The following is a 26,957-nucleotide window of genomic DNA, read 5'->3' as shown; positions in this document are numbered from 1 at the left end:
GGAAGCGGTCGTGGACGGAATGAGCTGGTCGGAACGGATCCGGAACATGTCGGCCGTGCAGCGGCCGATGCAGTTCCTCGCAGCTAAGAAGTGGATGCTGCTGCTGACTTTTATGGGCTTCTTACTCGGAAAAGCCATGATACTGGACGAGCTGTCGCCGTTTGCAGTCGCCTTTTTTGCAGTCATCGCCTTCATGCGGAGGGATTACATCCTGCCGGTAGGGATGGCCGTGATCCTGGGCTCCCTGTTTGCTCCGTTTCCGGCACCGCTGATTATCGCCGCCGAGCTCATCATCTTCCACCTGATGTATAAAGGGCTGAACGCTTTTGACCACGCCGAGCTCTCCTACGCGCCGCTGATGGTGTTCGTCTCCGCCTTCTGCGTCAAAATATTCACGGTGCTGATCGGTCCGCCGTTTACATGGTATGCCCTGATGATGACCGCGGTCGATGCCGTACTCAGCTTCGTGCTGACGCTCGTGTTTATCCAAGCGATCCCGGTGTTTACGTACAGGAAAAAGAACTACCAGCTGAAAAACGAAGAAATTCTATGCTTGATTATCCTGCTTGCTTCCGTCATGACGGGTGCGGTGGGGTGGAGCGTATATAATTTGTCCGTGGAGCATGTCCTCTCCAGATACCTGATCCTGGTGTTTGCGCTGGTCGGCGGGGCGCCGCTAGGGGCTTCGGTCGGCGTCGTAACCGGGTTGATTCTGAGCTTGGCGGATATATCGGCCATTTATCAGATGAGCCTGCTCGCTTTTTCCGGGATGCTCGCCGGCATGCTGCGGGAAGGGCGGAAGGGAGCGGTATCCATCGGCATGCTGCTGGGCTCTTCCATTCTGTCCATCTATTTCAGCGGTCCGGGCGACGTCATGCAGTCCACCTGGGAAACCTGTATCGCCATCGGACTGTTTCTGCTGACCCCGAAAGCGATGATTGCGGTGATCTCCAAGTATGTGCCGGGGACGACGGATCACAGCAAATCGCAGCATGAGTATGCCAAGCGGGTAAGGGATCTGACCGCCGAGCGGGTGACCCAGTTCTCGCAGGTGTTCCGTCAGCTGTCCCAGAGCTTTGGCCAGGTGTCCGGCACGGAGGAGGTGAGCAAGCGGAACGAAGAAATGGACCATTTTATGAATGCCGTGACGGAAGGGGCGTGTGCGAACTGCTTCAAGAAAAGCCATTGCTGGGACGCGAAGTTCTATCAAACCTATAAATATATGACCGACGTGATGACTTCGGTGGAGGAGAATCCGGAGATGTCGGCTGAGGACGTTCCGGAGGAATGGAAGAGAATGTGCGCCAAAACCGGCGACGTTGTGGATGTCATGAAGCAGCAGTATCATCTCTACCAACATGATATGCAGTGGAAACGGCAAATATACGACAGCCGTCAATTGGTCGCCGAGCAATTATCGGGCGTATCCCAGGTGATGGAGGACCTGGCTAAGGAAATTCAGCGGGAAGGACAAGCGATGTACCGGCAGGAGGAGCAAATTCGGGACGCTTTGGAGAAGCTGGGGCTGTCGATCCAGGGGATCGAAATCATCAGTCTGGATCCCGGACATGTGGAAATCGAAATTGTGCATGCGTATACAAGGGGGTACGATGAATGCCGTAAAATTATTGCGCCGCTGCTGTCCGATATATTGGACGAGCATGTGGCCGTACTGAATGAAACGTTCAGCAGCACCAAAGACGGGCTTGCGACCGTCATGTTCGGGTCGGCCAAAACGTTTGAAATTACGACGGGGGTGGCCGGGGCCGCCAAAGGAGGAGATCTGCTGTCAGGCGACAGCTTCAGTACGGTCGAGCTGGGCAACGGCACTTTCGCCGTGGCGCTGAGCGACGGAATGGGCAACGGAGAGCGGGCGAGACTGGAGAGCAGCACCGCGCTGAACATTTTGGAGCAGCTGCTGCAGTCGGGCATGGATGAGAAACTGGCGATCAAATCGGTGAATTCCATTCTGATGCTGAGATCCCCGGAGGAGATTTATGCGACGGTGGATATGGCGTTAATTGATCAATATACAGCGGAAACGACGTTTATGAAAATCGGCTCTGCCCCAAGCTTTATCAAACGCGGCAATGAAGTGATTCCCGTCTCGGCCAGCAACCTGCCGATCGGCATTATTCAGGATATTGAGGTGGACCTGGTCACCTTGAAACTGCAAGCAGGGGACATCGTTATCATGATGACGGACGGCATCTATGATGCGCCGGGTTACGCCGTGAACAAGGAATTGTGGATGAAGCGGATGCTGCAGGAGATCGAAAGTAACGACCCGCAGCATATTGCCGACTGCCTGCTCGAGAAAGTAATTCGTTACCAGCAAAATCAAATTCATGACGACATGACCGTCGTTGTCGGAAAGGTGGAGCATTACCAGCCGGAGTGGGCTACCCTGCATGTGCCGGGCGTCGACCGCATGGAGCGGCCGCGCACGGTCAGCTGACCGCATTGCCGGATCATCATCGGAGGTGAATATGTAAAACTAGTTGTTATCCGTCCCATTGCCCGGGAAATGGGATGGAGAGGCCGGGCAGCCGTTTGAATCTCTCAAAAGTGGAAATACTAGAACTTAAAGGGTGATAGTCACTTTTGGGAGGAATGATGCCATCATGAAACAAATTTTATTAATTACGGACGGTTGTTCCAATGTCGGGGCAAGCCCGGTCATGGCCGCAGCTCATGCGCTGCAGGAGGGAATTACGGTAAATGTCGCCGGTGTGATCGATTACGGAACGATTGGGGAGCTTGGCAGCTTGGAAATTGCTGAAATTGCCAAGGCCGGCGGGGGGGTTAGCCGCATCGTGGGGACCAGGCAGCTGGCTCAAACGATGCAGATGATGACGCGCAAAACGGTGATTCAGACAATACAGCAGGCGGTTAATAAGGAGTTAAAGACGATTTTGGGGGACGGATCCCTGGAGGAGCTTCCGCCCCAGCAGCGGTCTCAGGTAGTTCAAGTCGTGGATGAGCTGACCGAAACGACACCGCTTCAGGTCGCCCTGTTGATTGATGCCAGTGCCAGTATGAAGCCGAAGCTGGCTGCGGTCGAGGACGCCATTCGGGATTTGATGCTCAGCCTGCAGGCCAGGGAAGGCCAAAGCGAACTGGCTGTATTCCATTTTCCCGGACGGAAAAGCGGAGAGGACGCCGTCATGGACTCCGACTGGATCCAGGATCTTGGCGGAGTGCGTAACTTGTTCCAACGAATCCAAATGAAAGGGGCCACGCCAACCGGACCGGCGATTCTGAAGGTGATTGATTTCTTCCGTTATGGTACACTAGACGGACAAACCTGGCGGGGAAATGACGGAGAAGGAGAAGGGATGCTCGGTGACTACGTCGTCTAGACCGGCATATCCGGCCGGAACGGTAATTACGGGAAAATGGCATAATAACCGCTTTGTGATCCGGCGAGTGCTTGGACAGGGCGGCAATGGCATCGTGTACCTCGTTCACAAGGCCGGATACCGGAATTTGTACGCGCTGAAAATGGGGTATGACACGCTGGATCTGCAGTCGGAGATCAATGTGCTGACCTCATTGCAGTCACAGAGCAGGCGCCAGGACGGGCTGAAGGGGAGCTTCAAAACTCCGTTTCTGCTGGAAGTGGATGATTTTACGGGGATGGGTAAAGAAGTGCCATTCTACGTGATGCGTTATATTGAGGGGAATCCGATCCATCATTTTATCCGCCGGCGGGGCGAGGAATGGGTTGGAATTACAGGGCTGCGGCTGCTCGAAAAGCTGACCGGCCTGCATCGGCTCGGATTCATATTCGGAGACCTTAAGCCCGACAATGTCATGGTATCGGATTATGGGCAGGTGGAATTGATCGATTACGGCGGCGTCAGTAAAATCGGACGCAGCGTCAAGCAGTTCACGGAGTGGTATGACCGGGGTTACTGGAATGCCGGCAGCCGCAGCAGCGATGAAGCTTACGACTTGTTCGCTTTTGCCGTGCTGATGATCCAGCTTCTGAATGAAGAGGGACTGAAGGCGGCCTGCGCCCAGCTGCTTCCGCAGACGCGGAACCGCTCGGAGCTGCTCAACCTGATCGGCCGGAGCCCGAAGCTGAAGCCGTATGCCCTATGGCTGCGGAAAGCAATCCAAGGTGAATTTTCGGGGTCCAGGGAGGCGCTGGCCGCGTGGAAACAGCAAATTTATGCACCGGCCGTTTCCGGCAGAGCCCCGGGCAAGACGCCGAGGTGGCTGATCAATACGTTTGCCTTCTCAGTCATTATGCTGGGAGCTGCCGTGTACTTTGTATTTTTTAAATGAGCAACACCAGATCGGTGAGCTGTATAATAGAAGATATTGATACATAGGCATGAATGCGAAAAAAGGAGAACATGGATGGAGAGCAGGCAGAAGTTCAGCACAATTAAAGAGCAAGTGCTCCGCACGGCGGAAGAGCACCGCTTATGGTCTCCCCATGACACCCTCGTAGTCGCAGTATCCGGAGGTCCGGACTCTGTGGCTCTTTTGCATGTTCTGAAGGACATTTCCGAAACGGCGGTCCCCCTTAACCTCATTTGTGCCCACGCTCACCATGGGCTGCGGCCCGAAGCGGAAGAGGAAGCCGAACTGGTCCGGCGGCTGGCCGCGGAATTAGGCATCCTGTTTGAGATGGCCAGAGTCGACGTACCCTCTTATATGAAGGAGAGCGGCAAGGGGGTGGAAGAGGCGGCCCGGTTCAAGCGCTATGAATTTTTGTTTGAAACGGCGCAGGCGTGCGGCGCCAACACTATCGCTTTGGCCCATCACGCCGACGATCAGGCGGAGACGGTGCTGATGCATTTGCTGCGCGGAAGCGGGCCGGGGGGACTCCGGGGAATCCGGTTCAAAAGACGGGAAAAAAATGTGGAACTTATCCGCCCTTTCTTACGTATATACAAAACAGACCTCGTGGATATGTGTGAGCAGAATGGTTATCCTTACGCTGTCGACCAGACCAACTTCCAGACTGAGTACAGACGGAATGCAATCCGTCTGGATGTCCTGCCTTATTTAGGGCAATATAATAGTCGGATTGTTCAATCGATCAATCAGATGGCTGACATTATCGGCCCGGAAGACGACTTCGTGGAACAGGCAGCAGTGAACGCATACCGCGAACTGGTACAGTGTAATCATGGAAGGCACGCTTTTCGGGCGCCTTCCTTTTTGGCCTTACATGTCGCTTTACAACGGAGGTTGATTAAACTAATATTAAATTATCTGTCGCCGGGTTCCGAAAACACCGATTATCACAAGATCGAAACCATTCGGCACGGGATTCACCAGAAAGACAGCACAACATGGCACCTGGATCTGGGCTGCGGCCTGGTCTGCATACGCGAATACGATTGGATAACGTTTATGCACGGGATGCCGGAGAAGATGATTAGCTATACATATCGGTTGGATGCAATCGTCCCGGAGTTGTGGTTGCAAGAAATAAGGAAAGTCCTGAGAATGGCGGAGCATACGCCTGAAGTAAATCAATTGTCCAAGATGGCGTTAGACGGTCATCAAGCGGTTTTTGACGCCGATGAGCTGCAGTTTCCACTCACGATCCGTTCAAGACAGCCTGGGGACACAATGAGAATCATGGGATTAAACGGAAGCAAAAAGGTAAAAGATATTTTCATTGACGCGAAGATACCTCCATCCATGCGCTCCCGCATACCGGTTCTTGTTGACGGTTCAGGCAGCATCGTATGGATCCCGGGTGTACGGCGTTCGATTCATGCCGCTGTAGGTGCGCATACATCGACGGTGCTTCACTTTTCCCTGGAGGATGCGGGGAATGCGGAGTAACTGTAATGGTCATTGTTAGGCTTTCATAGTATAACGTAGGAGGTTCGCTCAGTTGCAAAACGATATTCAAGAAGTTCTGATCAGCGAAGAAGAAATCCAGAAGAAAATTAAGGAACTCGGTGCCGAGCTGAGCTCGGTATATGAGGGTCGCAACCCTCTTGTGATTTGTGTACTCAAAGGCGCGTTTATTTTTATGGCGGATTTGGTTAAAAATATGACAGTACCTATGGAACTCGATTTCATGGCCGTATCCAGTTACGGGGCGCAGACCAAGTCTTCGGGCGTTGTCAAAATCATCAAGGATTTGGATGTCCCAGTTGAAGGACGTGACGTGCTGATTGTCGAAGATATTATCGACAGCGGTCTCACGCTGAGCCATCTGATTGAGCTGCTCAAGAGCCGCAACGCCAAATCGACGTGCGTGGTTACGCTCTTTGACAAACCTGCCCGCCGAACAGTGAAGCTCGAGGCGGATTATACCGGATTCGTACTCCCTGACGCGTTTGTTGTCGGATACGGTCTGGATTACGCTGAGCATTACCGGAACCTGCCCTACATCGGGATCTTGAAACCGGAAATCTATACCCACTAATTGCGCTACTCAAGCCCATGAGCTTAAGCACGCTCATGCCTTTACCACCTCTATTTGAGATGGTCAGACAGGCTATGGTAAAATAATTAAAGTGTTTTGAGAGGAGGTAGGGGATGAATCGGTTCATCCGGAATTCTGGTTTTTATTTGATTCTTTTTTTAGTTGTGGTGGGCATAGTCCAGTTTGTCAGCAACAGCGGTGAATCTGCTGACAGCCCTAGATACGATCAATTGCGCCAGCAAATCGCTGCTGGTAACGTATCGGAAATTACGGTTCAATTCGACGGTTACGCCTATCTGGTAACCGGTAAATATAAGAATAAACCGGCCGACGTTAAATCAGAGAATTTCTCGACCTACACTCCGGCTACAGATGCTGCAATCGAAGAGCTGGTAGCTGCCAGTGACAAAACCGGCATGAAATTCACCCAGAAGAAGATGGAAGGCGAAAGCGTCTGGCTGACGCTGCTCTCTTCACTGATTCCTTTGGTTATTATGTTTATTCTCTTCTTCTTCCTGTTCAATCAAGCGCAGGGAGGCGGGGGCAAGGTTATGAACTTCGGCAAGAGCCGCGCCCGCCTATATAATGAAGAGAAGAAAAGGGTTACCTTTGAGGATGTTGCGGGAGCTGACGAAGAGAAGCAGGAGCTTGTCGAAGTCGTTGAGTTCCTGAAGGATCCGCGGAAATTTGCCGCAGTAGGTGCCCGTATTCCTAAAGGGGTTCTCCTTGTAGGCCCTCCAGGTACAGGTAAAACCCTCCTCGCCCGCGCCGTAGCGGGTGAAGCCGGAGTTCCGTTCTTCAGTATTTCCGGTTCGGACTTCGTGGAAATGTTCGTCGGGGTCGGTGCATCCCGTGTGCGTGACTTGTTCGAGAACGCCAAGAAAAACGCACCATGTATTATCTTCATTGACGAGATTGACGCCGTAGGTCGTCAGCGCGGTGCCGGACTCGGCGGCGGGCATGACGAACGCGAGCAGACGCTGAACCAGCTCCTCGTTGAGATGGACGGTTTTGGCGGTAACGAAGGCATCATCATCGTGGCTGCAACGAACCGTGCCGACATCCTCGACCCTGCGCTTCTGCGTCCAGGCCGTTTTGACCGTCAAATTACGGTCGATCGTCCAGACGTGAAAGGCCGCGAGGCGGTACTGAAGGTTCACGCACGCAACAAGCCGCTGACCAAAGACGTCAAGCTGGATGTTGTGGCTAAACGTACGACAGGCTTTACCGGCGCCGAGCTGGAGAACCTGATGAACGAAGCGGCGCTGCTTGCTGCACGCCGTAACCGTAAAGACATCTCCATGCGAGAGGTTGATGAAGCGATTGACCGTGTCATCGTCGGTACCGAGAAGCGCAGCCGTGTGATCAGCGACCGGGAGAAGCGGATTGTCGCTTACCACGAAGCCGGTCACACGATCGTGGGCTACTTCTTGGAGCATGCCGATATGGTACACAAGGTAACGATCATTCCGCGCGGACGCGCCGGCGGATATGTCATCATGATGCCGAAGGAAGACCGGATGCTTGTAACCAAGCAGGAGCTGCTTGATAAGGTGACGGGTCTCCTGGGCGGCCGGGTCTCCGAGGAACTGTTTATCGGTGAAATCGGAACAGGCGCATACAGCGACTTCCAGCAGGCTACGGGCATCGTCCGCAGCATGATTATGGAATACGGTATGAGCGAGAAGCTTGGACCGCTTCAGTTCGGGTCCTCGCAAGGTCAGGTATTCCTGGGCCGTGACCTCGGTCACGAGCAGAACTACAGTGATTCGATCGCTTATGAGATCGACCAGGAAATGCAGCGCATGACAAACGAGTGCTACGAGCGGGCGAGAGACCTGCTGACCAAGTACTCGAAAGAGGTACACCTCATCGCGAACACGCTGCTTGAGAAGGAGACGCTCGAGCTTGAACAGATCAAGGAACTGATCGAGCAAGGTTATCTTTCTGAAGACGGCCCGAAAGAGGGCGGAAGCGGAAATGATGAAGGTTCTTCCGAACATGGCGCCCCTGTCATCGACAACGTCGGTGACGTGCGAGTACGCATTCAGGGCAAGGATAATACCAGCCTGCCAACGGAAGAAATTCCGAACGATGTTCCATCCAACTTGCCGAATGACCCGCCAAGCGATATCAACACGGATACGCCGGGCGACATTCCAAATAACAATGATGGAACGAATGAGAATCCAGGTTCGGGCAACGGCGGAACACCGCCGGAATCCAGATCCTAATCCCAATGCAACAACAGCCCGGAGACGGTTAGCCGTCCCCGGGTTTTTTGTGTCGTTTGCCAGGAACTAAGAGCGGCGGCCATTTGGGGTGTTCAAAGCATAAAAGCCGATAGCGTTCCGCCTTAACTCTGTGGCATCAGTTAATTTTTTTTTGAGGCATAGTAGCGATTGGGACGGCTGCACGCTCCAAACAGAAGTGAGGCGGCCTAATCGGACGGAATCGAGCGGGAAGCTTTGTTTTCTTTCGGCTAGATAGCATATAAAGATCATTTTAGTCAATTGACAGTATCGTGAACCTTGTGTAAATTAGTTGATAAACAAGATGGTCTCGAGGTTGCAACGGGCAACTTTGGGAGAATTTTCACAAACTATTCATGATGTTATGAGGTTATGAAGCCATCAACCGGGTAAAATCATGGGATTTCAGAGGGAGTGGGTTACTGGTGGAAGCTCTGGCACTGGAGCATAAGCAGGAACAAAAGCGGGAACTGACGGAGAAGCTGCTTAAGCTGAAGAAGGAAAGAAACGCCATTATTTTGGCGCATTATTATCAAAGGGATGAAATTCAGGAAGTAGCGGATTTCCGTGGCGATTCCTTCCTGCTTGCCCAGAAAGCGGCTCAAACCGATGCGGAAGTCATCGTCTTCTGCGGCGTTCATTTTATGGGTGAAAGCGCTAAGATTCTGGCTCCGAACAAAACGGTGCTGATTCCGGATGAGCGTGCAGGCTGTCCAATGGCCGATATGGTCAACGTGGACGGACTCCGCAAACTGAAAGCGCAGCATCCTAACGCCAAAGTGGTTACGTATATCAACTCTTCGGCAGAGATCAAGGCGGAAACGGATATTTGCTGTACCTCTTCCAATGCGGTAAAAGTGATTCAATCGGTCGATTCCGATGAGATCATCTGGGTACCGGACAAAAATTTGGGTCACTATGTGCAACAGCATACCGACAAGAAGCTCATCATTTGGGAAGGTTACTGCAATACGCATGATATGCTGACGGTAAAAGACGTTGTGGAGATGAAAGCCAAATATCCCGACGCCGAGTTTGTCGTACACCCGGAATGCCGTCCGGAGGTCGTAGCCATGGGCGATTTCGTCGGCAGCACCACGGCGATTTTGGAATACTGCAAAAAATCAAGCAGCAAACAGTTTATCGTCGGAACCGAAGACGGTACCGGATACCAGCTTCGTCTCGACAGCCCGGATAAGGAGTTTCATTTCGCCACCAAGTTTTTGGTATGCCCGAACATGAAGGTGAACAATCTGAAAAAACTGGTGAAGTGTCTGGAAACCATGAAGCCGCAAATTTACGTGCCGCCGGTTGTTGCAGATAAAGCCAGAACTTCTTTAGAGCGCATGTTACAAGTACAGTAGCATGCGCTACTCTTTCTCTTAAGACAGGTGAACAGGCACATGATTCCACAATATCTGGTTGACTTTGATCTGCAGACTTTGCCCCGGACCAAGACGGATGTCATCGTCATCGGCTCTGGTATAGCCGGACTGTTTACGGCGATTCAGGCAAGCCAGGACCGGCACGTCATCATGATCACGAAAAAGGCACTGCTCGAAAGCAACACCCGGTACGCACAAGGGGGGATTGCCGCGGTCATTTCGGAGGATGATTCCCCTCAGTATCACCGGCAGGATACGCTGATGGCGGGGGCAGGGCTGTGTTCGTCCTCCTCGGTGGACCTCTTGGTCAATGAAGGCCCTGAGGGCGTCAAGGAGCTGATCCGGCTCGGCACAACGTTTGACCTGGAAAACGGGGAGCTTGCCCTGACCCAGGAAGGCGCGCACAGCCACCGGCGGATTTTGCATGCCAACGGGGACGCGACCGGCTACGAAATTGTCAGAGCGCTGGCCGAGAAAGTGGCGGAGCATGATCATATTGAGGTATGGGAGCATCACTTTGTAATAGACGTTATTACAGAAAACGGCGAGTGCAAGGGAGCACTGGTTCAGCGTCCCGACGGGCAGCGGATCTTTGTGCAGGCGAACGCGACTGTGCTTTGTTCCGGCGGCGCGGGACAGCTCTACCGGTACACCACCAATCCGGAAGTGGCCACGGCCGATGGTGTGGCGATTGCCTATCGGGCGGGGGCTGAGGTTCGCGATATGGAGTTTATTCAGTTTCACCCGACCGCTCTTTGTTATCCAGGTGCTCCGAGGTTTTTGATCTCCGAGGCCGTTCGGGGCGAAGGCGCCGTTCTGCGGAATATTAAAGGCGAACGTTTTATGGAAAAATACCATGAGCTGCTCGAATTGGCGCCGCGCGACATTGTCGCCCGGGCGATCCTCAGCGAAATGGAAGAAACGAAATCCACCTTCGTCTATTTGGATATTACCCATGAGCCGGAGGATATGCTTAAGCATCGGTTTCCGACCATTTACGAAACGTGCATGTCTTACGGATTGGATATGTCGACGGACTGGATTCCGGTGGCTCCGGCTGCGCATTATATGATGGGCGGCGTCAAAACGGACCTGAACGGCGAGAGCAGTATCAAGCGGCTGTTTGCCTGCGGCGAAGTGTCCTCGACCGGTGTTCACGGCGCCAACCGACTGGCCAGCAACTCGCTCTCTGAAGCGATCGTGTTTGGACGGCGTATTGTGAACCGCCTGCGGGAACTGTCCCCGCTGGACTGGGAACCCCAAGATATCCGGGTCGATGAGGGGCGCCTGGAATCGCCAAGGCAGGCCATTGTAGAGCGCCGGCTCAAGCTTCAGAAGGTGATGGTGCGGTACGTTGGATTGCGCCGGAACAAGACGCTGCTGCTGAAGGGGCTGGATGAACTGAAGCGCCAGCTGCCGATTTTCCAGTCCGGACTGAGCAAGCGTGAGGAATTTGAATTTGCCAACATGCTGACCAGCAGTCTGCTGGTGACCAGCGCGGCATTGTCCCGGGAAGAGAGCCGTGGGGCGCATTACCGCGAAGACTTCCCCCTGCGGGATGACGAAGGCTGGCGCAAGCATCTGCTGCAGCGGCGGGATCAAGAAATAGTGGAGGAAATCAGCGATGACGTTTAACGGATATGATGAAAGTCTTGTGGAGTCCATCCGGCTGTGGCTGAGAGAGGACGTCGGATCGGGAGATGTGACGACGCTGTCGACCATTCCGGCAGGACATGAATCCAAGGGAATCATCCATGCCAAGGAAGATGGCGTGGTAGCCGGACTTCCCGTATCGGAGCTCGTGTTTCAAGTCGTGGACCCGGCGCTCACGTTCACGCCTCAAGTATCGGAAGGCGATTTCGTAAAGAAGGGAACGGTACTCGCTGTCGTAGAAGGCAGCACGCACCGGATTTTGACGGGGGAGCGGCTGGCCTTGAATTTGCTGCAGCGCTTGTCTGGCATTGCGACCCGGACACGTTCGTTCGTGGATGCGCTGGAGGGCTTGCCAACCCGCTTGGTCGATACCCGGAAGACGACGCCGGGACACCGCATGCTGGAGAAATACGCGGTGCGCGTCGGTGGGGGAGCCAACCACCGCTTCGGGCTGTATGATGCTGTGATGATCAAGGACAACCATATTAAGGGCGCCGGCGGAATCCGTCAGGCCGTGGAGCGTGCCCGGGCGTTTATTCCTCATACGATGACCATCGAAGTGGAGACGGAATCGCTTGATCAGGTCGAAGAAGCGCTGGAAGCCGGTGCGGACATCATCATGCTGGATAACATGAGCCAGGATCTGATGAAAGAGGCCGTTCGGCGCATTAAGGCCAAGTCCCCGCATGTAACCGTGGAGGCCTCCGGCAACGTGTCTTTGAAAACTGTGAAGGGGATCGCGGCCTGCGGCGTCGACGTCATTTCGGTCGGCAGACTGACGTATTCCTTCGACAGCCTGGACATCAGCCTCGATCTCAATGCGGTGAAGGAGGGATAGCCCCCGTGATTCTGGTGATCGACATCGGGAATACGAACATCGTCCTGGGGATATACAGAAACCGGGAGCTATTGCATCATTTCCGTCTCAGCACGGTTAATCATTCCACACCGGACGAGTACGGCATTATGTTCCGGAACATGTTTCAGATGTCCGGGATCCCGGTCAGCGACATTGAGGGCGTGATCATTTCTTCAGTGGTACCGCCTATGGTCCATGTCATTGAGGAGATGTGCCAAAAATATATCCACCATTCGCCGCTCATCGTGGGGCCGGGGATTAAAACCGGACTCAATCTGCGTTACGAAAATCCGCGCGAGGTCGGGGCTGACCGGATCGCCAACGCCGTTGCCGCCGTGGAGAAGTACCAGGGCCCGCTCGTCGTGATCGACTTTGGCACGGCTACCACATTTGACTGCATTGATGCCAAAGGCGCCTATCTCGGCGGCCTGATCGTGCCGGGCATCGGCATTGCGACCGAAGCGCTGTATCAGCGCGCATCGAAGCTGCCGCGGATTGAGCTGGAAAAGCCCAAAAAGGTCATCGGACGAAATACAGTTCATGCGATGCAGGCAGGCATTATTTTCGGATACGCCGGGCAGGTTGACGGCATTGTAGAGCGGATTCGCGGCGAGATGCAGGTGCCCTCCCTGAAAGTGGTCGCAACGGGCGGACTGGCGGATCTGATCGCCAGCGAAACGAAGGTCATCCAGGAAGTGAATCCGCTGCTGACGCTCGACGGCCTCCGGATTATTTATGAGCGCAACCGCTGAATTGCCAGAAAGATCAACCGGATCACCAAAAAGGCCTGTTTTGCGGTAAAATAGATAGATAATGGCAGAGCCTTCCCGGCTCATCCAATAAAGGAGGCAGTACACATAATGGAAAACAAACAGGACCGCCTCATCCGGGGCACGGCCATGAATGGACGGGTCCGGGCTTTCGCGGTGAGAACGACGGCTCTCGTGGAGGAGCTTCGCAGAAGGCATGATACGTGGCCTACCGCCACAGCGGCGCTGGGACGCACGCTGACAGCCGCTGGTATGATGGGCGCCATGCTGAAGGGCAAGGAAAAGCTCAGCATTCAAGTCAAGGGCGACGGACCGATTGGACAAATCGTCGTGGAAGCCAACTCCTTTGGCGAAGTGACGGGATACGTCACTAATCCGCATGTCCACTTGCCCAGCAACAGCCAGGGAAAACTCGACGTAGCCGGCGCGGTCGGCCGTGAGGGATACCTACACGTAACGAAAGACCTCGGCCTCAAAGAGCCTTACCGCGGAAGCGTACCGATTATTTCGGGAGAGCTCGGAGAGGACTTTACGTATTATTTTGCCGTATCGGAGCAAACCCCTACTGCGGTTGGCCTGGGCGTACTCGTCGCTCCCGACAACTCCGTGCTCGTGGCCGGCGGCTTTATTATTCAGCTGCTTCCGGGCCTTTCCGATGAGGAAATCACGGCGATTGAGCAGGCGGTAAGCGCGATTCCGCCGGTAACCACCCTGCTGGACCAAGGGCTGGAGCTGGAAGATATGCTGAAGCAGCTGCTTCCCGATGTAGAGGTTCTCGAAGAGATGGACATCATGTTTCGCTGTCAGTGCTCTCGTGACCGGGTAGAGCAAACGTTGGTCAGCCTGGGCCAAGCGGAACTGGAGCGTTTGATCGAGGAAGATGGACAGGCAGAAGTGGTGTGCCATTTCTGCAATGAAGCGTATGATTTTGACAGGGAACAACTGCAGCAAATTCTTGAACAAGCCATGAAGTAAGGGGCGGGTTCGATGATATGATAACCAGACAGGAGAAGGGGCTGTGGGCCGCGGTCATTATTTTGGCAGCGGGCGTGTTGTTTATGGGGAGTCTGATTGTCATCCGTGGACTTAAACCGGCAGATGAGCCGACACCGGCTGAAGACAAGCAAGGGGCGGATGCGGTGGCGTCTTTTAACGGCAGCACCATTACGGAAAGCGATTGGGTCGAGGAGCTGAAACGGACGCACGGGGAGGAAGCATTGACGCAGATGCTGAATCACAAGGCGGTATATGCGGAGGCCCAGTCCCTGAATATTAAGGTGACCCCGGAGGAAGTGACGGAGGAGATTAACCGGGAAATGCAGGGTTACGCTTCCCCGGACGATTATTATCGGGAGATGGCCGACCAGCTTAACCTGACTCCCGAGGAAATCCGGGCGGAAACCGAGTACCGTCTCACACTGCAAAAGATCGCAACCGCAGGAATTCGCATCACGGATGCGGAGGTACAGCGTTATATCGATCAGCATCAAGAGGAGTTTGCAGCCAAGAAGGCTTATCATCTTGCCTGGATTCAGACGGATACGGAAGATGAGGCGAATCGGGTGCTTGACCGCCTGCAGCAGGGAGAGGATTTCGGCACGCTGGCAGCAGCGTACTCCCTGGATGAATTTACACGCGATCAAGGCGGTGACCTGGGGACGGTGGAAGAGGATGATCCTTTTATTGCTCCGGAAGTACTGCAGACAGCCTCAACCCTGAAGCCAGGGGACGCAGCGGGTCCGGTACGGCTAAATGACGGATATGCGGTCGTCCAGCTGATCAGCGTGGTGAACGGCAGTACCAAGAGCAGCGAGGAGATCATTCGGGAGGCCCGCAAACAGCTGGCCTTAAGCGAGGCTGTTCCCCTTTCGCAGCTGGAAGAACAGTTGAGAAACAAATATGACGCCAAGATTTTGATCAAAATATCGCCATCCAAAGCATCCTGAAACGACAGAAGCGGCAGGCAAGATGATGAGCCCTGGCTTACATACGTTTTCAGGATGTTTTCTTTGTTTACAACCAGGCCTTACGTCCGGGTTCATATTGACATTGAGGTGGAAGGTTGATAAGATGAAGGTATAAATACCTACTTATTTACTCGGATATAGTTTGATCCAAGCCAGCCAGATTCTCTTTCTAGAATTTTGTATACAGCAGTTATTCATCAAATTCATTATATACAGGGAGGATTTACCTATGGCTAAGGTCGTCAACAACGTAACGGAATTAATCGGAGGAACACCCCTTGTCCGGCTGAACCGGCTTGCACCGGAAGACAGCGCGGAAATTTACTTGAAGCTGGAATATCAAAATCCGGGCTCCAGCGTTAAGGACCGGATTGCGATCAGCATCGTCGAACAAGCGGAGAAGGACGGCCTTCTGAAGCCTGGGGGTACGATTGTGGAAGCGACAAGCGGCAACACCGGTATCGGTCTGGCTATGGTAGCTGCAGCCAAAGGCTACAAAGCTGTGATCGTCATGCCTGAAACGATGAGCCTTGAGCGCCGCAACCTGCTTCGCGCCTACGGTGCAGAATTGGTTCTGACGCCGGGAGCTGAAGGCATGAACGGTGCCGTTAAGAAAGCCGAAGAAATCGTGAAGGAAAATCCGGATTACTTCATGGCTGAGCAGTTCAAAAACCCGGCCAACGTGAAGATTCACCGCGAAACGACGGGTCCGGAAATTGTGGAAGCGATTGAATCCATCGGCGGCTCCCTCGACGCCTTCGTGGCAGGAATCGGAACGGGCGGAACGATTTCCGGTGCCGGCGAAGTGCTGAAGAACCGCTTCCCTGACATCAAGATCGTGGCTGTTGAGCCTGCGGCTTCTCCAATTCTGGCAGGAGGCAAACCAGGACCGCACAAAATTCAAGGTCTGGGCGCCAACTTCATTCCGGATATCCTCAACCGTGACATCTACGATGAAATCATTCACGTGGAGAACGACGAAGCCTTTGAAACGGCACGCCGTGTCGCCAAAGAAGAAGGCGTCCTGTCCGGTATTTCTTCCGGCGCTGCCGTGTTCGCCGCACTTAAGGTGGCCAAAGAGCTCGGTAAAGGCAAACGTGTCGTGGTAGTCATCCCAAGTAACGGCGAACGTTATTTGAGCACACCGCTGTATAACTTTGAGGCGTAATTAGCGTCTTATACATTGTAAAAACTCTCGCCCCTGCTGCCGGTCTATCCGGCTGCAGGTTTTTTTTGTTCATGCAGCCGCTCATTGGCAGCCAAATCAGGCATCTTTTTGGAAAAAGACTTTTCAAACCTGCCGACTCCAAGTATACTGACAACCAATAGACGGGTCTTGTTACTAAAAGGGGATCAGAAAATGAAGAGAAACGAGAGCGGTTTGATCACCTTGGATCAATGGATGACTTGGGCCGCAGAGGGCATGACGATGTTTCCATATGTGCTGTCGTCCGGAGGATGGGACCGGCAGGAAGAAGGGGAGCTCCCGGCGGCTTGGACGTCGGCCTGGGAACAGGCTTCGCCCTATTCCTTCGTACTCGAGAGCGGTAAGGAGGGGCGGTATACCTACCTGGGGCTGCGACCGGTGTCGGTTCTTCACGGAAAAGATCACGGTGGCGTCGTGACGCACCTGCTGAGCGGGGCGACTGAGAAGGTGGACGGAAGTCCGCTGCAGGTGCTGCAGCAGTGGATGGCGCCGTACCGGGCTCCCCAGCAGCCGGATCCAGAATTGCCACCCCTTCTTGGAGGATGCGTTGGCTTTCTAGGGTATGACATCGTTCGTTCCCTTGAAAATCTGCCGTCCACCGCAGCCGATCTTCCGGCATTCCCGGATTATTTGTGGATGCGGATGGAAGAGTTGTGGTTGCATGATGCAGACAGCCGGAAGGTGTACTGCACGGTCCATGTGCATTTTGATGCAGAAGGGCTGGACAGGGATCTGATCGGGCAGAGGATGGGTGTGCTTTACGAGGAGGCTGCCGAGCGTGCCCGGTCCATGCAGTCGTTGTGGCTGTCCATGGTGAACCTGGACGACGGGATCCAGGCCGAAGCGGACCGGCGGCGAAAGCAGGCGGAGGAGCTGTCCCCCCGGATGGAGTGGCCGCAGCTGCGTACCGGATTCCCGCAGGAATCCTTCGAACAGGCTGTGCGGGCCATCCAGCAGTATATTCGCGAAGGGGACGTCTTCCAGGTGAATCTGTCGCTCCGTCAGGAGCTGGACCTGCATTCGCCGCCGGAGCAGGCCTATGAATGGCTCCGCCTGCTGAATCCTTCCCCTTACATGGGTCTTCTGCGCTCGCCGGGATTCACGCTGGTCAGCGGCTCCCCGGAACTGTTGGTGAAGCTTCAGGGGGAGCGGATCAGCACCCGCCCGATCGCCGGCACGAGGCGCCGGGGGCTGACCCCGCAGGAGGATGCGGCCATGGCGGCCGAACTGCTGGGCAGCGAGAAGGAGAGAGCCGAGCATATCATGCTGGTGGATCTCGAACGCAACGATCTGGGGAAGGTGGCGGCGTACGGCTCGGTGCACGTTCCGGAGCTGATGACGGTCGAGCATTACTCCCATGTGATGCATCTCGTTTCTCAGGTGGAAGGCCGGCTCGCTCCGGGCAAAGGCGTATACGACGTGATCGCGGCTTTTTTCCCGGGAGGAACCATCACGGGCGCACCCAAAGTGAGGACGATGGAAATCATCGAGGAGCTGGAACCGGTTAGGCGCGGTCCTTACACCGGCTCGATCGGCTGGATTGACTACAACGGCAATATGGAATTAAATATTATCATAAGAACGATGGCCGTCCTGGACGGTACGGGATATATCCAGGCCGGGGCGGGAATCGTCATCGATTCCGACCCTTACCGGGAATACCGGGAATGCCAAAACAAGGCTAAAGGCATGATCCTGGCGGTTCTCGCAAGCGAAGAGGAATCCGCCGCCAAATCTGGGATAAGGGGATGAGCATATGATTTTGGTTATCGACAATTATGACTCTTTTACGTACAATCTGGTGCAGTATTTGGGGGAACTCGGACAGGAAGTGAAGGTATACCGCAACGATGAAATTACCGTATCCGGCATTGAGGAGCTTGCACCCGACCATATTTTGATTTCCCCGGGTCCCTGCACGCCGAACGAGGCGGGAATCAGCTTGGAGACGATTGCGAATTTTAAAGGCAAAATCCCGATTTTCGGCGTATGCTTGGGTCACCAGGCCATTGGGCAGGCATTCGGTGGCAATGTCATCCGCGCTGAACGGCTGATGCACGGAAAAACATCGCCGATCCACCATCACGGCACCTCCGTGTTCGAGGGTCTTCCTTCGCCATTTACGGCGACAAGATACCACTCGCTGCTGGTGGAGCGGGACAGTCTGCCGGACTGCCTGGAGATCACCGCAGAAACCGAGGAAGGTGAGATTATGGGACTGCGTCATAAGGAGTATCCGATTGAAGGCGTCCAGTTCCATCCGGAGTCGATCATCACCGATTACGGGCATCAAATACTGCGTAATTTCCTGAAGCAGACCGCAGGCGCCAAAGCATGAAGAAGATAGGATTGAACGGCGGGATCGTGGATGCCGCCGACGCCGTGGTACCTGTAATGGATCACGGCTTTTTATACGGAATGGGGCTGTTCGAGACGCTGCGGACATACCGCGGCCGGCCCTTTTTGCTGGAGAGGCACTTGAAGCGGATGGCAGAGGGCTGCCGGATGCTGGGCATTCCCTTTTCACCGGAGGATGCCCTCGCGTCCATGCCCGGCTGGATTGAAGCCTTGATGAAGGCGAACGGCCTTGAGGAGGCATACATCCGTTATACCGTCAGCGCTGGCGTTGATGTTCTCGGGCTTCCCGGGGAGGAGTACAGCCGTCCCAATCATGTTCTGCTTGTGAAGGCGCTGCCCGAGGTGCCTGAGAACCTCTACACCCAAGGAAAAGCCCTGCAGCTGCTGGACACGCGGCGCAACTCTCCCGAAGCTCCGATCCGCTTGAAGTCGCTCCATTACATGAACAACATTTTGGCGAAAAGGGAGCTGGCGGCTCTGGGTGATCCGCGTTCCCGCCAGGCGGAAGGTCTGATGCTCGATGAGCGCGGACATGTCAGCGAAGGCGTCGTCAGCAACGTGTTTTTAGTGAAAGAAGGGGAACTCTATACACCTGATGCATCCACCGGGCTGCTGCCTGGCATTACGCGCCAGGTTGTGCTTGAGCTCGCCGGCGCGGCCGGCATCCGCTGCGCGGAAGGCCTGTACACATGGGAAGATCTGCTGGCCGCAGATGAGGTGTTCGTGACCAGCTCCATCCAGGAGCTTGTGCCCGTTACGCTCCTGCTGGACAGGCAGGGAACGGGCAGAACGGTGGGGAACGGCGCGGCCGGCCCGATCACCCGCAGGCTGCTCAATTTGTACCGACAGAAAGCAGGGATTTGACAGTGAAAACGACAATCTACGAACGTAACTTTACGATGGGTCAAGCCGTGCTGAGGCTCGGACAGTCTACCCAGGTGATGGGCATTTTAAATGTAACGCCTGATTCCTTCTCCGACGGCGGCCGGTATGTGGATCCGGACACGGCTGTACGCCATGCACTCAAAATGATGCTGGACGGCGCCGACCTGATCGATATCGGAGGAGAATCAACCCGGCCGGGATATACGCCGGTATCCCAGGAAGAGGAATTGGCCCGCGTGATTCCCGTGATTGAAGCGATCCATAAAGCGGCCCCGCACATTCCGATCTCGATCGATACGTACAAGGCGGAAGTGGCTCGCCAGGCCATTCTGGCCGGTGCCCATATCATCAACGATATTTGGGGAGGCAAAGGCGATCCGGATATGCTGAAGGTGGCAGCCGAGCTGGGCTGTCCGATTATTCTGATGCATAACCGGCAAGACATGGACTACACCGATTTTGTGGAGGACGTCGTCGCTGACCTGAAAGAGAGCGTGCGCCTCGCCTTGGCGGCCGGAGTTCGTCCGGAACATATTATTTTGGACCCCGGGATCGGTTTTGCCAAAAACGGAGAGCACAACTTGAAGCTGATGACCCAGCTGGACCGTCTGAACCAGATCGGATATCCCGTGCTGCTGGCCACGTCCCGCAAAAAGTTCATCCGCAGCGTGCTGGATCTGCCGGTGGATGATCTGGTCGAGGGCACCGCGGCCACGGTGGCATTCGGAATCGCCCAGGGCTGCCAGCTAGTGAGGGTGCACGATGTGAAATCGATCAAACGAACCGTCAAAATGTGCGATGCGATGATATACACTTCAGCGGTTGTGAGTCGGGAATAACGGTTTTATATACAGGATCGTTTGTTACGATGTTGATTATTGGGGAGGCGGAGTAGAAAATGGATAGAATGGTCATTCACCGCATGGAGTATTACGGGTATCACGGCGTGTTCGAGGAAGAGCGGAAGCTCGGCCAGCGCTTCTACGTCGATCTGGACATGGAGCTGGATTTGCGCGCAGCCGGAGAGAACGACGATCTCACCCAAACGGTAAATTATGCCGAAGTCCACGAAACGGTCAAAAACGTGGTAGAAACCGAGTCTTTTCGCCTGATTGAAGCTTTAGCCGAACGTATTGCATCTGTTGTACTGGACACTTATACTAGTATCAATGCACTGACGGTCAAAGTGACCAAACCGCATCCTCCATTTGACATCCACTTTCAGGGTGTTACTGTGGAGCTGCATAGAACAAGAAAGTGAGACTCCACCATGAATGCACATTTCACCTCTGAGCTATCAGAGGCTTATATTGCTTTAGGGGCAAATTTGGGTGACCGCGAGCATACGCTAATGGAAGCCATCCGGCGCCTGGATGAAGATCCCCGCATTACGGTAGCCCGCTGTTCCCATCTTTATGAGACGGAGCCTGTGGGTTATGTGGACCAGCCCCTCTTTTTAAATATGGCCGTGTGCGTCCGCACAAGTTTGGATTCCCATGAACTGCTGCACGTGATGCAGGGGATTGAGAACGGGCTTGGGCGCATTCGGGAGATCCATTGGGGGCCCCGGACCGTCGATTTGGATTTAATCTGGATGGAGGGCCGCAGGGAGAACACGGAAGAACTGGTGCTGCCGCATCCCCGGATGGAGGAGCGCGCCTTCGTGCTGGTTCCCTTATCCGATATCGTTCCTCCCGACGAGCCTTCCGGCTTATATACAATCGTAGAGACAGCTCTGGATAAGCTGGATGGAAAGGAAGGTCTGCAGCTTTGGAAAACATGCAGCTGGCGAAGCGCGTCCGCGCCTTCCGGAAGCTAAAAGGCTACACGCAGCAGGAGCTCGCAGCCAAGAGCGGCATATCGCTTGCGGTGCTGGGGGCCATCGAACGGGGAAACCGTCGTGCAGAAGAACAGGTTTTGATCAAAGTAGCGGAAGCACTGGGTGTATCTGTTCAGGAACTGAGGAACGGTTAGACTTTTGAGAAGCAGGAATACTGCTTATGTATATACAATGAATAATAAGGGGGGAAATGATGCGATGCTGAAGATTGGCGATATTGAAATGAAGAACCAAGTCGTGCTGGCACCGATGGCGGGCGTGTGTAATCCTGCGTTCCGTCTTATCGCCAAGGAATTCGGAACGGGTCTGGTCTGCGCAGAAATGGTCAGCGGCAAGGCGATCGTTCACGGCAATCAGCGCACGCGGGAAATGCTATATGTAGATGAGCGCGAGAAGCCGCTCAGCCTGCAGATTTTCGGAGGAGACCGGAATTCCCTGGTGGAGGCAGCCAAAGTTGTGGACCAACAGACCAACGCCGATATTATTGATATCAATATGGGCTGTCCGGCTCCGAAAGTGACCAAAATCGATGCCGGTGCACGCTGGCTGCTCGATCCCCAGAAAATTTATGAAATGGTCTCCGCGGTCGTGGATGCAGTCGATAAACCAGTGACCGTGAAAATGCGAACCGGATGGGACAGCGACCACATTTACGCGGTGGAGAACGCCCAGGCGGTGGAACGCGCCGGAGGCCAGGCAGTCAGCCTGCACGGCAGAACCCGGGAACAGCTGTATACGGGACATGCCGATTGGAGCATTATAAAGCAAGTTAAAGAGTCGGTATCGATCCCGGTCATCGGTAACGGTGACGTGGTTACTCCTGAAGACGCGCGGCGCATGCTCGACGAAACCGGATGTGACGGGGTTATGATCGGACGCGGCGCTTTGGGAAATCCGTGGATGCTGTATCGTACGATTGAGTACCTCAAGAGCGGTGAGCTGCTTCCGGAGCCTGCGGCTGAAGAGAAAATTCGCATCGCGATTCTTCATATGGACCGTCTGATCGCGCTGAGAGGCGAGTTCGTGGCGGTACGCGAAATGCGCAAGCACCTGGCATGGTACCTGAAAGGTCTCAAAGGGTCCGCGCGGATCAAGGATGAGATTATGGAAGGTACGAAGCGCGACGAAATGGTCGGAATATTGGAGGATTTTGTGGCGAACCTGAACCAGCGTGCCGAAATGGAGACCGAGGAAATAGGTGTGGAAGCGGTGGCCCAATAAGATGGGCGGCCGCGGCTGCACCCCTGTCATTGACATTTTGAAACGGTTACCATATAATTTTGCAGTATAAATTCGACTCTTCGTTTAACAAGCAGCAGGAGGATGTTCTGATCCTTCAAATTTTGCATATAGTTTTGCATATATATAGATTGAACTAAAGTAAGCATTGCCATCTCCTGACCACGGAGCAAGAACGTAAGTTTCTTTAGTTCATTCTATGGAAGCAGGATGTTTTTTAATTTATTTACATGACAGGAGAATCGGTTAAGATGAGCGATAAAGAAGTCATTCTTACACAGGACGGACTTAAGAAGCTGGAAGACGAACTCGAGAACCTGAAATCGGTGAAGCGCCGCGAAGTCGCGGAGCGGATCAAGGTTGCCATCGGCTACGGTGATATCAGTGAGAACTCCGAATACGAAGACGCCAAGAACGAGCAGGCTTTTATTGAAGGCCGAATCATTACTTTGGAAAAAATGCTGCGCAATGCCCGGATCATCAATAATGATGAGATCAACACGGACATTGTAGGCGTAGGTGCTACGGTAACGGTGCAGGACCTGGAATTCGGCGATACGATGGAATATACAATCGTCGGTAGTGCCGAATCCGATCCGCTGAACAATAAAATTTCCAATGAAAGCCCGGTCGGCAAAGCAATCATCGGCAAGCAAAAAGGAACCGTCGTGGATGTGAACGTTCCTGCGGGCGTCATTCAATATAAAATCATCGATATCAAAAAGTAATATCCATGCTTTAGGATTGAAAGAAAGCTTCCTTGAGGAAGCTTTTTTTCAAGATTGTGGAATGTAACACTTGAGCTAACGTCGAGGCAAAGGAAAGGCCCCACTTGGTGGGGTTATTTTCGGATATAGATGGCAGACGGCATGCCGCTTGGACAAGCGGGAGAGGTATAGCAGTGAAATGAAGGAGATGAAGACTGACCATGTCAGAAGAAGTGAACAACCAGGAACAGGAAATTGAATTAAGCGAGATGCTGAAAATCCGCCGGGGCAAGCTGGACGAGCTGCGTGCACTGGGGATCGATCCTTTTGGCAAAAAATACGACAGAACCAGCATGGCCGGCGATCTGCTGAGTAAATACGACGGCATGACAAAAGAAGAACTGGACGAGCAGCACGCCGAAGTTCGCGTTGCCGGACGGATTATGGCCAAGCGTGGCATGGGTAAGGCTATTTTTGCTCATATTCAGGATCTCAGCGGCAAAATCCAGATCTATGTGCGCCAGGATTCCGTGCCTGAGCATGCGTTTGAGGCGTTCCGCCTGCTGGACCTGGGTGATATCGTCGGCATCGCCGGAACGATGTTCAAGACGAAGACCGGGGAAACGACGATCAAGGCCAGCGAGGTGGAGGTTCTGTCGAAATCCCTTTACCCATTGCCTGATAAATACCATGGCCTCAAGGACGTGGAGCTTCGTTACCGTCAGCGTTATGTGGATTTGATCATCAATCCGGAAGTACAGCAGACGTTTATTGCCCGCTCGCGGATTATTCAATCGATGCGCCGTTACCTGGATTCACAAGGCTACCTGGAAGTCGAAACTCCGACACTGCATGCGATTGCCGGCGGAGCCGCGGCCAAGCCGTTTATTACGCATCATAACGCGCTGGACATGCAGCTGTACATGCGGATTGCCATCGAGCTTCACTTGAAGCGCCTGATTGTGGGCGGTCTGGAGAAGGTATACGAAATCGGACGCGTATATCGTAACGAGGGGATCTCCACCCGCCACAATCCGGAATTTACGATGATCGAGCTGTATGAGGCTTATGCCGATTACCAAGACATCATGAACCTGACCGAGAACATGATCGCGCATATAGCGCAGGAAGTGCTCGGCACCAAAGTCATCAACTATCAAGGGCATCAAGTCGACCTGACTCCGCCTTGGCGCCGGGTATCCATGGTGGATGCGGTCAAGGAAGTCAAAGGCGTGGACTTCGGCGTGCATATGACGGATGAGGAAGCTCACCGTCTGGCCAAAGAGCATAACGTCAAAGTCGAGCCGCACATGACATTCGGTCATATCCTGAACGCGTTCTTCGAGGAATTTGTTGAGGAAACGCTGATTCAGCCGACGTTTGTGACCGGGCATCCGGTGGAAATTTCGCCGCTTGCGAAGAAAAACGAGCAGGATCCGCGGTTTACCGACCGTTTTGAGCTCTTTATCGTTGCCCGTGAGCATGCCAATGCGTTCAGCGAGCTGAACGACCCAATCGATCAGCGCCAGCGTTTTGAAGCACAGCTGAAGGAACGTGAGCAGGGCAATGACGAAGCGCATGAAATGGATGAGGATTTCCTCACAGCGCTGGAGTACGGCATGCCGCCGACCGGTGGTCTGGGCATCGGCATCGACCGTCTGGTGATGCTGCTGACGGATTCTCCGTCGATCCGTGACGTGCTGCTCTTCCCGCATATGCGGAATCGTCAGGAGTAGTTTTCAGGTTTTTAGGAAAAATAAATAAAAGGAACAGCTGTCGTGATCATGTATCACGCGGCTGTTCCTTTTTTGCGTTTGAGTCAGGCCTCTGTGCCATGGATTGGGCATCCGGCCGGCATAAGGATAACAAATGCCGCTTGATGACCGCGACCATGACCTCAGGGGTCACACGCTCCGGACGCATCACGGCATGGATGGCCAGGCCGTCGAGGACAGCGTAGAAGCGTTCCACTTCGATGGCAAAATCCAGACCTGGAAGCAGGAGCTGGCTTTCCGATAAGCCGTTGAATACGGTAACGAAAATCGACCGCAGCTCGTCGTCCACCTGATGGCGCAGCGTACGCAAGGAATCATCCGACAGCGACTTGACGACAAAAGAAAACCACACCTCCATTTCCAGCCGCTTTTCGTTGTCGGTAGGGAGAACCTCATGCAGAAGAGAAGGGATGTCCTGCATCAGGTCACCGGAGAAGACCGTATCGTATATTCGCTGCGATACCCGTTCGGATACCCGTTTCATGGAATAGGACAGGAGCTCGGATTGGGTTGAAAAATAATGCCGCATCGAACCTACGGAGATCCCCGCCTCTTCCGCAATGTTTCGGACGGAAGCTTGCTCGATACCGTGCTTCTGAATGACGCGCCAGGTGGCCTCGGCCACTTTGGCTTTCTGGAGTTCATGATCAACAATTTTAGGCATGTCTCCATTATACCACGTGCTTGATTTATTTAGTACGACTGTGGTAAATTGATTTTAACACATTTGTATTAAATAAGGAGTGGGATAGGTTTGATCGGTATATGGATTGTAGGGTGCGAAATAGCCTTCTGGGTCTTAGTGTTAGCCGGGCTTAGTGTTCGGTATTTGGCAGGATGGAAAAAGGGCGGTGCCGCGCTGCTGTTGATGACTCCAGTAGTTGACCTTCTCTTGATCATTCTTACGATTATGGATCTGCGCGGCGGAGCCGAGGCGGAATTTATGCATGGGCTGGCTGCAGTGTACATCGGTGTAACCATTGCTTTTGGCCACCGGATGATTCATTGGGCCGACGAGCGGTTCGCCTATCGTTTTGGAGGAGGGGCTAAGCCCCAAAAGGCACCCAAATACGGGAAGGCACATGCGAGACGAGAGCGGCAAGGGTGGTTCAGACATGCGCTGGCTTGGGTCATCGGTTCGATTCTGATCTTTCTCATGATTGTAGTCGTTAATGACCACGAGCGTACAGAAGCGCTTAAGCAAGTTCCATTACTTTGGGCATGGATTGTTGGCATTGATTTCGTTATAAGTTTCAGTTATACGCTTTGGCCAAGGAAGAAGAAAGGCCACTGACTTATCAGCAGGTGCCGCAGCTATGAAATGCATAAATTAGGCGAAACGGTCGGCACCCTATATATACAATTAAATTATAATTTCAGAAAAAGACTTGCATAATACAACAATGCGTGTTATATTAATATTCCGGCCAATGATTTGGTTGTAACTTGAATCAAATCACAACCTTTCATATTAAATCTGATTAAAAGATTTAAAAAAAGAGCTTGCTAAGTTGAGCCGAACATGATATACTATAAAAGTTGCTGAGGCGATGAGCTTCCGGTAACGAAACGAAGTTTGATCTTTGAAAACTGAACAACGAGTGAGTATAAACGCGATGGTCGTATGACCGGAGCGATTGAGATTAAATCAATC

The 26,957-nt window shown here is 53.6% G+C and carries 25 protein-coding genes; 24 read left to right on the top strand and 1 reads right to left on the bottom strand.

Features of this window, described 5'->3' with window-relative positions:
- The first annotated feature begins 46 nt into the window (after positions 1 to 46).
- From spoIIE to lysS, 23 genes are all read left to right on the top strand, one after another.
- Entirely contained in the window at positions 47 to 2,458 is a 2,412-nt protein-coding gene (gene spoIIE / locus ABID47_RS32685; RefSeq protein WP_435530694.1) for a stage II sporulation protein E, read from the top strand.
- Between the two features lie 166 nt (positions 2,459 to 2,624).
- Positions 2,625 to 3,362: a vWA domain-containing protein gene (locus tag ABID47_RS32680; protein ID WP_354503298.1), complete on the top strand. Its 738-nt coding sequence runs from the start codon at positions 2,625 to 2,627 to the stop codon at positions 3,360 to 3,362.
- The gene (locus ABID47_RS32675; RefSeq protein WP_354503296.1) at positions 3,346 to 4,293 is read left to right on the top strand and encodes a serine/threonine protein kinase; all 948 of its coding nucleotides are present in this window, start codon (positions 3,346 to 3,348) and stop codon (positions 4,291 to 4,293) included. The genes ABID47_RS32680 and ABID47_RS32675 overlap by 17 nt, the downstream gene beginning before the upstream one ends.
- A 75-nt stretch (positions 4,294 to 4,368) precedes the next feature.
- Positions 4,369 to 5,814, top strand: coding sequence for a tRNA lysidine(34) synthetase TilS (tilS, locus tag ABID47_RS32670; protein WP_354503294.1), 1,446 nt, complete (start codon positions 4,369 to 4,371; stop codon positions 5,812 to 5,814).
- A 52-nt stretch (positions 5,815 to 5,866) separates the two neighbouring features.
- Positions 5,867 to 6,406 (top strand): hypoxanthine phosphoribosyltransferase, encoded by a 540-nt coding sequence (gene hpt, locus ABID47_RS32665; protein ID WP_076176679.1) that lies wholly within the window; start codon positions 5,867 to 5,869, stop codon positions 6,404 to 6,406.
- Between the two features lie 113 nt (positions 6,407 to 6,519).
- Complete coding sequence (gene ftsH / locus ABID47_RS32660) at positions 6,520 to 8,640, top strand: ATP-dependent zinc metalloprotease FtsH (RefSeq protein WP_076176680.1); 2,121 nt, start codon at positions 6,520 to 6,522, stop codon at positions 8,638 to 8,640.
- A 443-nt stretch (positions 8,641 to 9,083) separates the two neighbouring features.
- On the top strand, positions 9,084 to 10,022 hold the full coding sequence (nadA, locus tag ABID47_RS32655) for a quinolinate synthase NadA (protein WP_076176681.1): 939 nt from the start codon (positions 9,084 to 9,086) through the stop codon (positions 10,020 to 10,022).
- Positions 10,023 to 10,061: 39 nt separating this feature from the next.
- On the top strand, positions 10,062 to 11,678 hold the full coding sequence (gene nadB / locus ABID47_RS32650; protein WP_116234456.1) for an L-aspartate oxidase: 1,617 nt from the start codon (positions 10,062 to 10,064) through the stop codon (positions 11,676 to 11,678).
- Positions 11,668 to 12,534: a carboxylating nicotinate-nucleotide diphosphorylase gene (gene nadC / locus ABID47_RS32645; protein WP_354503290.1), complete on the top strand. Its 867-nt coding sequence runs from the start codon at positions 11,668 to 11,670 to the stop codon at positions 12,532 to 12,534. Before nadB ends, nadC begins: the two co-directional genes overlap by 11 nt.
- A gap of 5 nt (positions 12,535 to 12,539) precedes the next feature.
- Entirely contained in the window at positions 12,540 to 13,307 is a 768-nt protein-coding gene (locus ABID47_RS32640) for a type III pantothenate kinase (protein WP_354503288.1), read from the top strand.
- Between the two features lie 108 nt (positions 13,308 to 13,415).
- The gene (hslO, locus tag ABID47_RS32635) at positions 13,416 to 14,300 is read left to right on the top strand and encodes an Hsp33 family molecular chaperone HslO (protein ID WP_145029920.1); all 885 of its coding nucleotides are present in this window, start codon (positions 13,416 to 13,418) and stop codon (positions 14,298 to 14,300) included.
- A gap of 17 nt (positions 14,301 to 14,317) precedes the next feature.
- Positions 14,318 to 15,271, top strand: a complete 954-nt coding sequence (locus tag ABID47_RS32630; RefSeq protein ID WP_354503285.1) for a peptidylprolyl isomerase — start codon at positions 14,318 to 14,320, stop codon at positions 15,269 to 15,271.
- Positions 15,272 to 15,521: 250 nt separating this feature from the next.
- Positions 15,522 to 16,460, top strand: coding sequence for a cysteine synthase A (cysK, locus tag ABID47_RS32625; RefSeq protein WP_076176686.1), 939 nt, complete (start codon positions 15,522 to 15,524; stop codon positions 16,458 to 16,460).
- A 192-nt stretch (positions 16,461 to 16,652) separates the two neighbouring features.
- A complete protein-coding gene (locus ABID47_RS32620; protein WP_354503283.1) occupies positions 16,653 to 18,251 on the top strand; it encodes an anthranilate synthase component I family protein in 1,599 nt (532 codons plus the stop codon).
- Between the two features lie 4 nt (positions 18,252 to 18,255).
- Positions 18,256 to 18,837 (top strand): aminodeoxychorismate/anthranilate synthase component II, encoded by a 582-nt coding sequence (gene pabA / locus ABID47_RS32615; protein WP_105442418.1) that lies wholly within the window; start codon positions 18,256 to 18,258, stop codon positions 18,835 to 18,837.
- Positions 18,834 to 19,721: an aminotransferase class IV gene (locus ABID47_RS32610; protein WP_354503281.1), complete on the top strand. Its 888-nt coding sequence runs from the start codon at positions 18,834 to 18,836 to the stop codon at positions 19,719 to 19,721. The genes pabA and ABID47_RS32610 overlap by 4 nt, the downstream gene beginning before the upstream one ends.
- A 35-nt stretch (positions 19,722 to 19,756) precedes the next feature.
- Entirely contained in the window at positions 19,757 to 20,581 is an 825-nt protein-coding gene (folP, locus tag ABID47_RS32605; protein WP_354503342.1) for a dihydropteroate synthase, read from the top strand.
- A gap of 59 nt (positions 20,582 to 20,640) precedes the next feature.
- Positions 20,641 to 21,003, top strand: a complete 363-nt coding sequence (folB, locus tag ABID47_RS32600; RefSeq protein ID WP_076176691.1) for a dihydroneopterin aldolase — start codon at positions 20,641 to 20,643, stop codon at positions 21,001 to 21,003.
- Positions 21,004 to 21,012: 9 nt separating this feature from the next.
- Entirely contained in the window at positions 21,013 to 21,561 is a 549-nt protein-coding gene (folK, locus tag ABID47_RS32595) for a 2-amino-4-hydroxy-6-hydroxymethyldihydropteridine diphosphokinase (protein ID WP_076176692.1), read from the top strand.
- A complete protein-coding gene (locus ABID47_RS32590) occupies positions 21,513 to 21,716 on the top strand; it encodes a helix-turn-helix domain-containing protein (protein WP_105442414.1) in 204 nt (67 codons plus the stop codon). The genes folK and ABID47_RS32590 overlap by 49 nt, the downstream gene beginning before the upstream one ends.
- Before the next feature lie 64 nt (positions 21,717 to 21,780).
- Positions 21,781 to 22,803, top strand: coding sequence for a tRNA dihydrouridine synthase DusB (gene dusB, locus ABID47_RS32585; protein ID WP_354503278.1), 1,023 nt, complete (start codon positions 21,781 to 21,783; stop codon positions 22,801 to 22,803).
- Between the two features lie 269 nt (positions 22,804 to 23,072).
- Positions 23,073 to 23,549: a transcription elongation factor GreA gene (gene greA / locus ABID47_RS32580; RefSeq protein WP_076176695.1), complete on the top strand. Its 477-nt coding sequence runs from the start codon at positions 23,073 to 23,075 to the stop codon at positions 23,547 to 23,549.
- Between the two features lie 200 nt (positions 23,550 to 23,749).
- Entirely contained in the window at positions 23,750 to 25,264 is a 1,515-nt protein-coding gene (gene lysS / locus ABID47_RS32575) for a lysine--tRNA ligase (protein WP_116234446.1), read from the top strand.
- A 46-nt stretch (positions 25,265 to 25,310) separates the two neighbouring features.
- On the opposite strand, the gene ABID47_RS32570 is transcribed toward lysS, so the two are convergent.
- Positions 25,311 to 25,967, bottom strand: coding sequence for a TetR/AcrR family transcriptional regulator (locus ABID47_RS32570; RefSeq protein ID WP_354503274.1), 657 nt, complete (start codon positions 25,965 to 25,967; stop codon positions 25,311 to 25,313).
- 90 nt (positions 25,968 to 26,057) lie between these two features.
- On the opposite strand from ABID47_RS32570, the gene ABID47_RS32565 reads away from it, so the two are divergent.
- Complete coding sequence (locus ABID47_RS32565) at positions 26,058 to 26,597, top strand: hypothetical protein (RefSeq protein ID WP_354503271.1); 540 nt, start codon at positions 26,058 to 26,060, stop codon at positions 26,595 to 26,597.
- Positions 26,598 to 26,957 lie beyond the last annotated feature (360 nt).

This window comes from Paenibacillus favisporus (assembly GCF_040545415.1).
GTDB classification, from domain to species: domain Bacteria; phylum Bacillota; class Bacilli; order Paenibacillales; family Paenibacillaceae; genus Paenibacillus_AQ; species Paenibacillus_AQ favisporus.
This window is presented reverse-complemented; position numbering and strand designations above follow the sequence as displayed.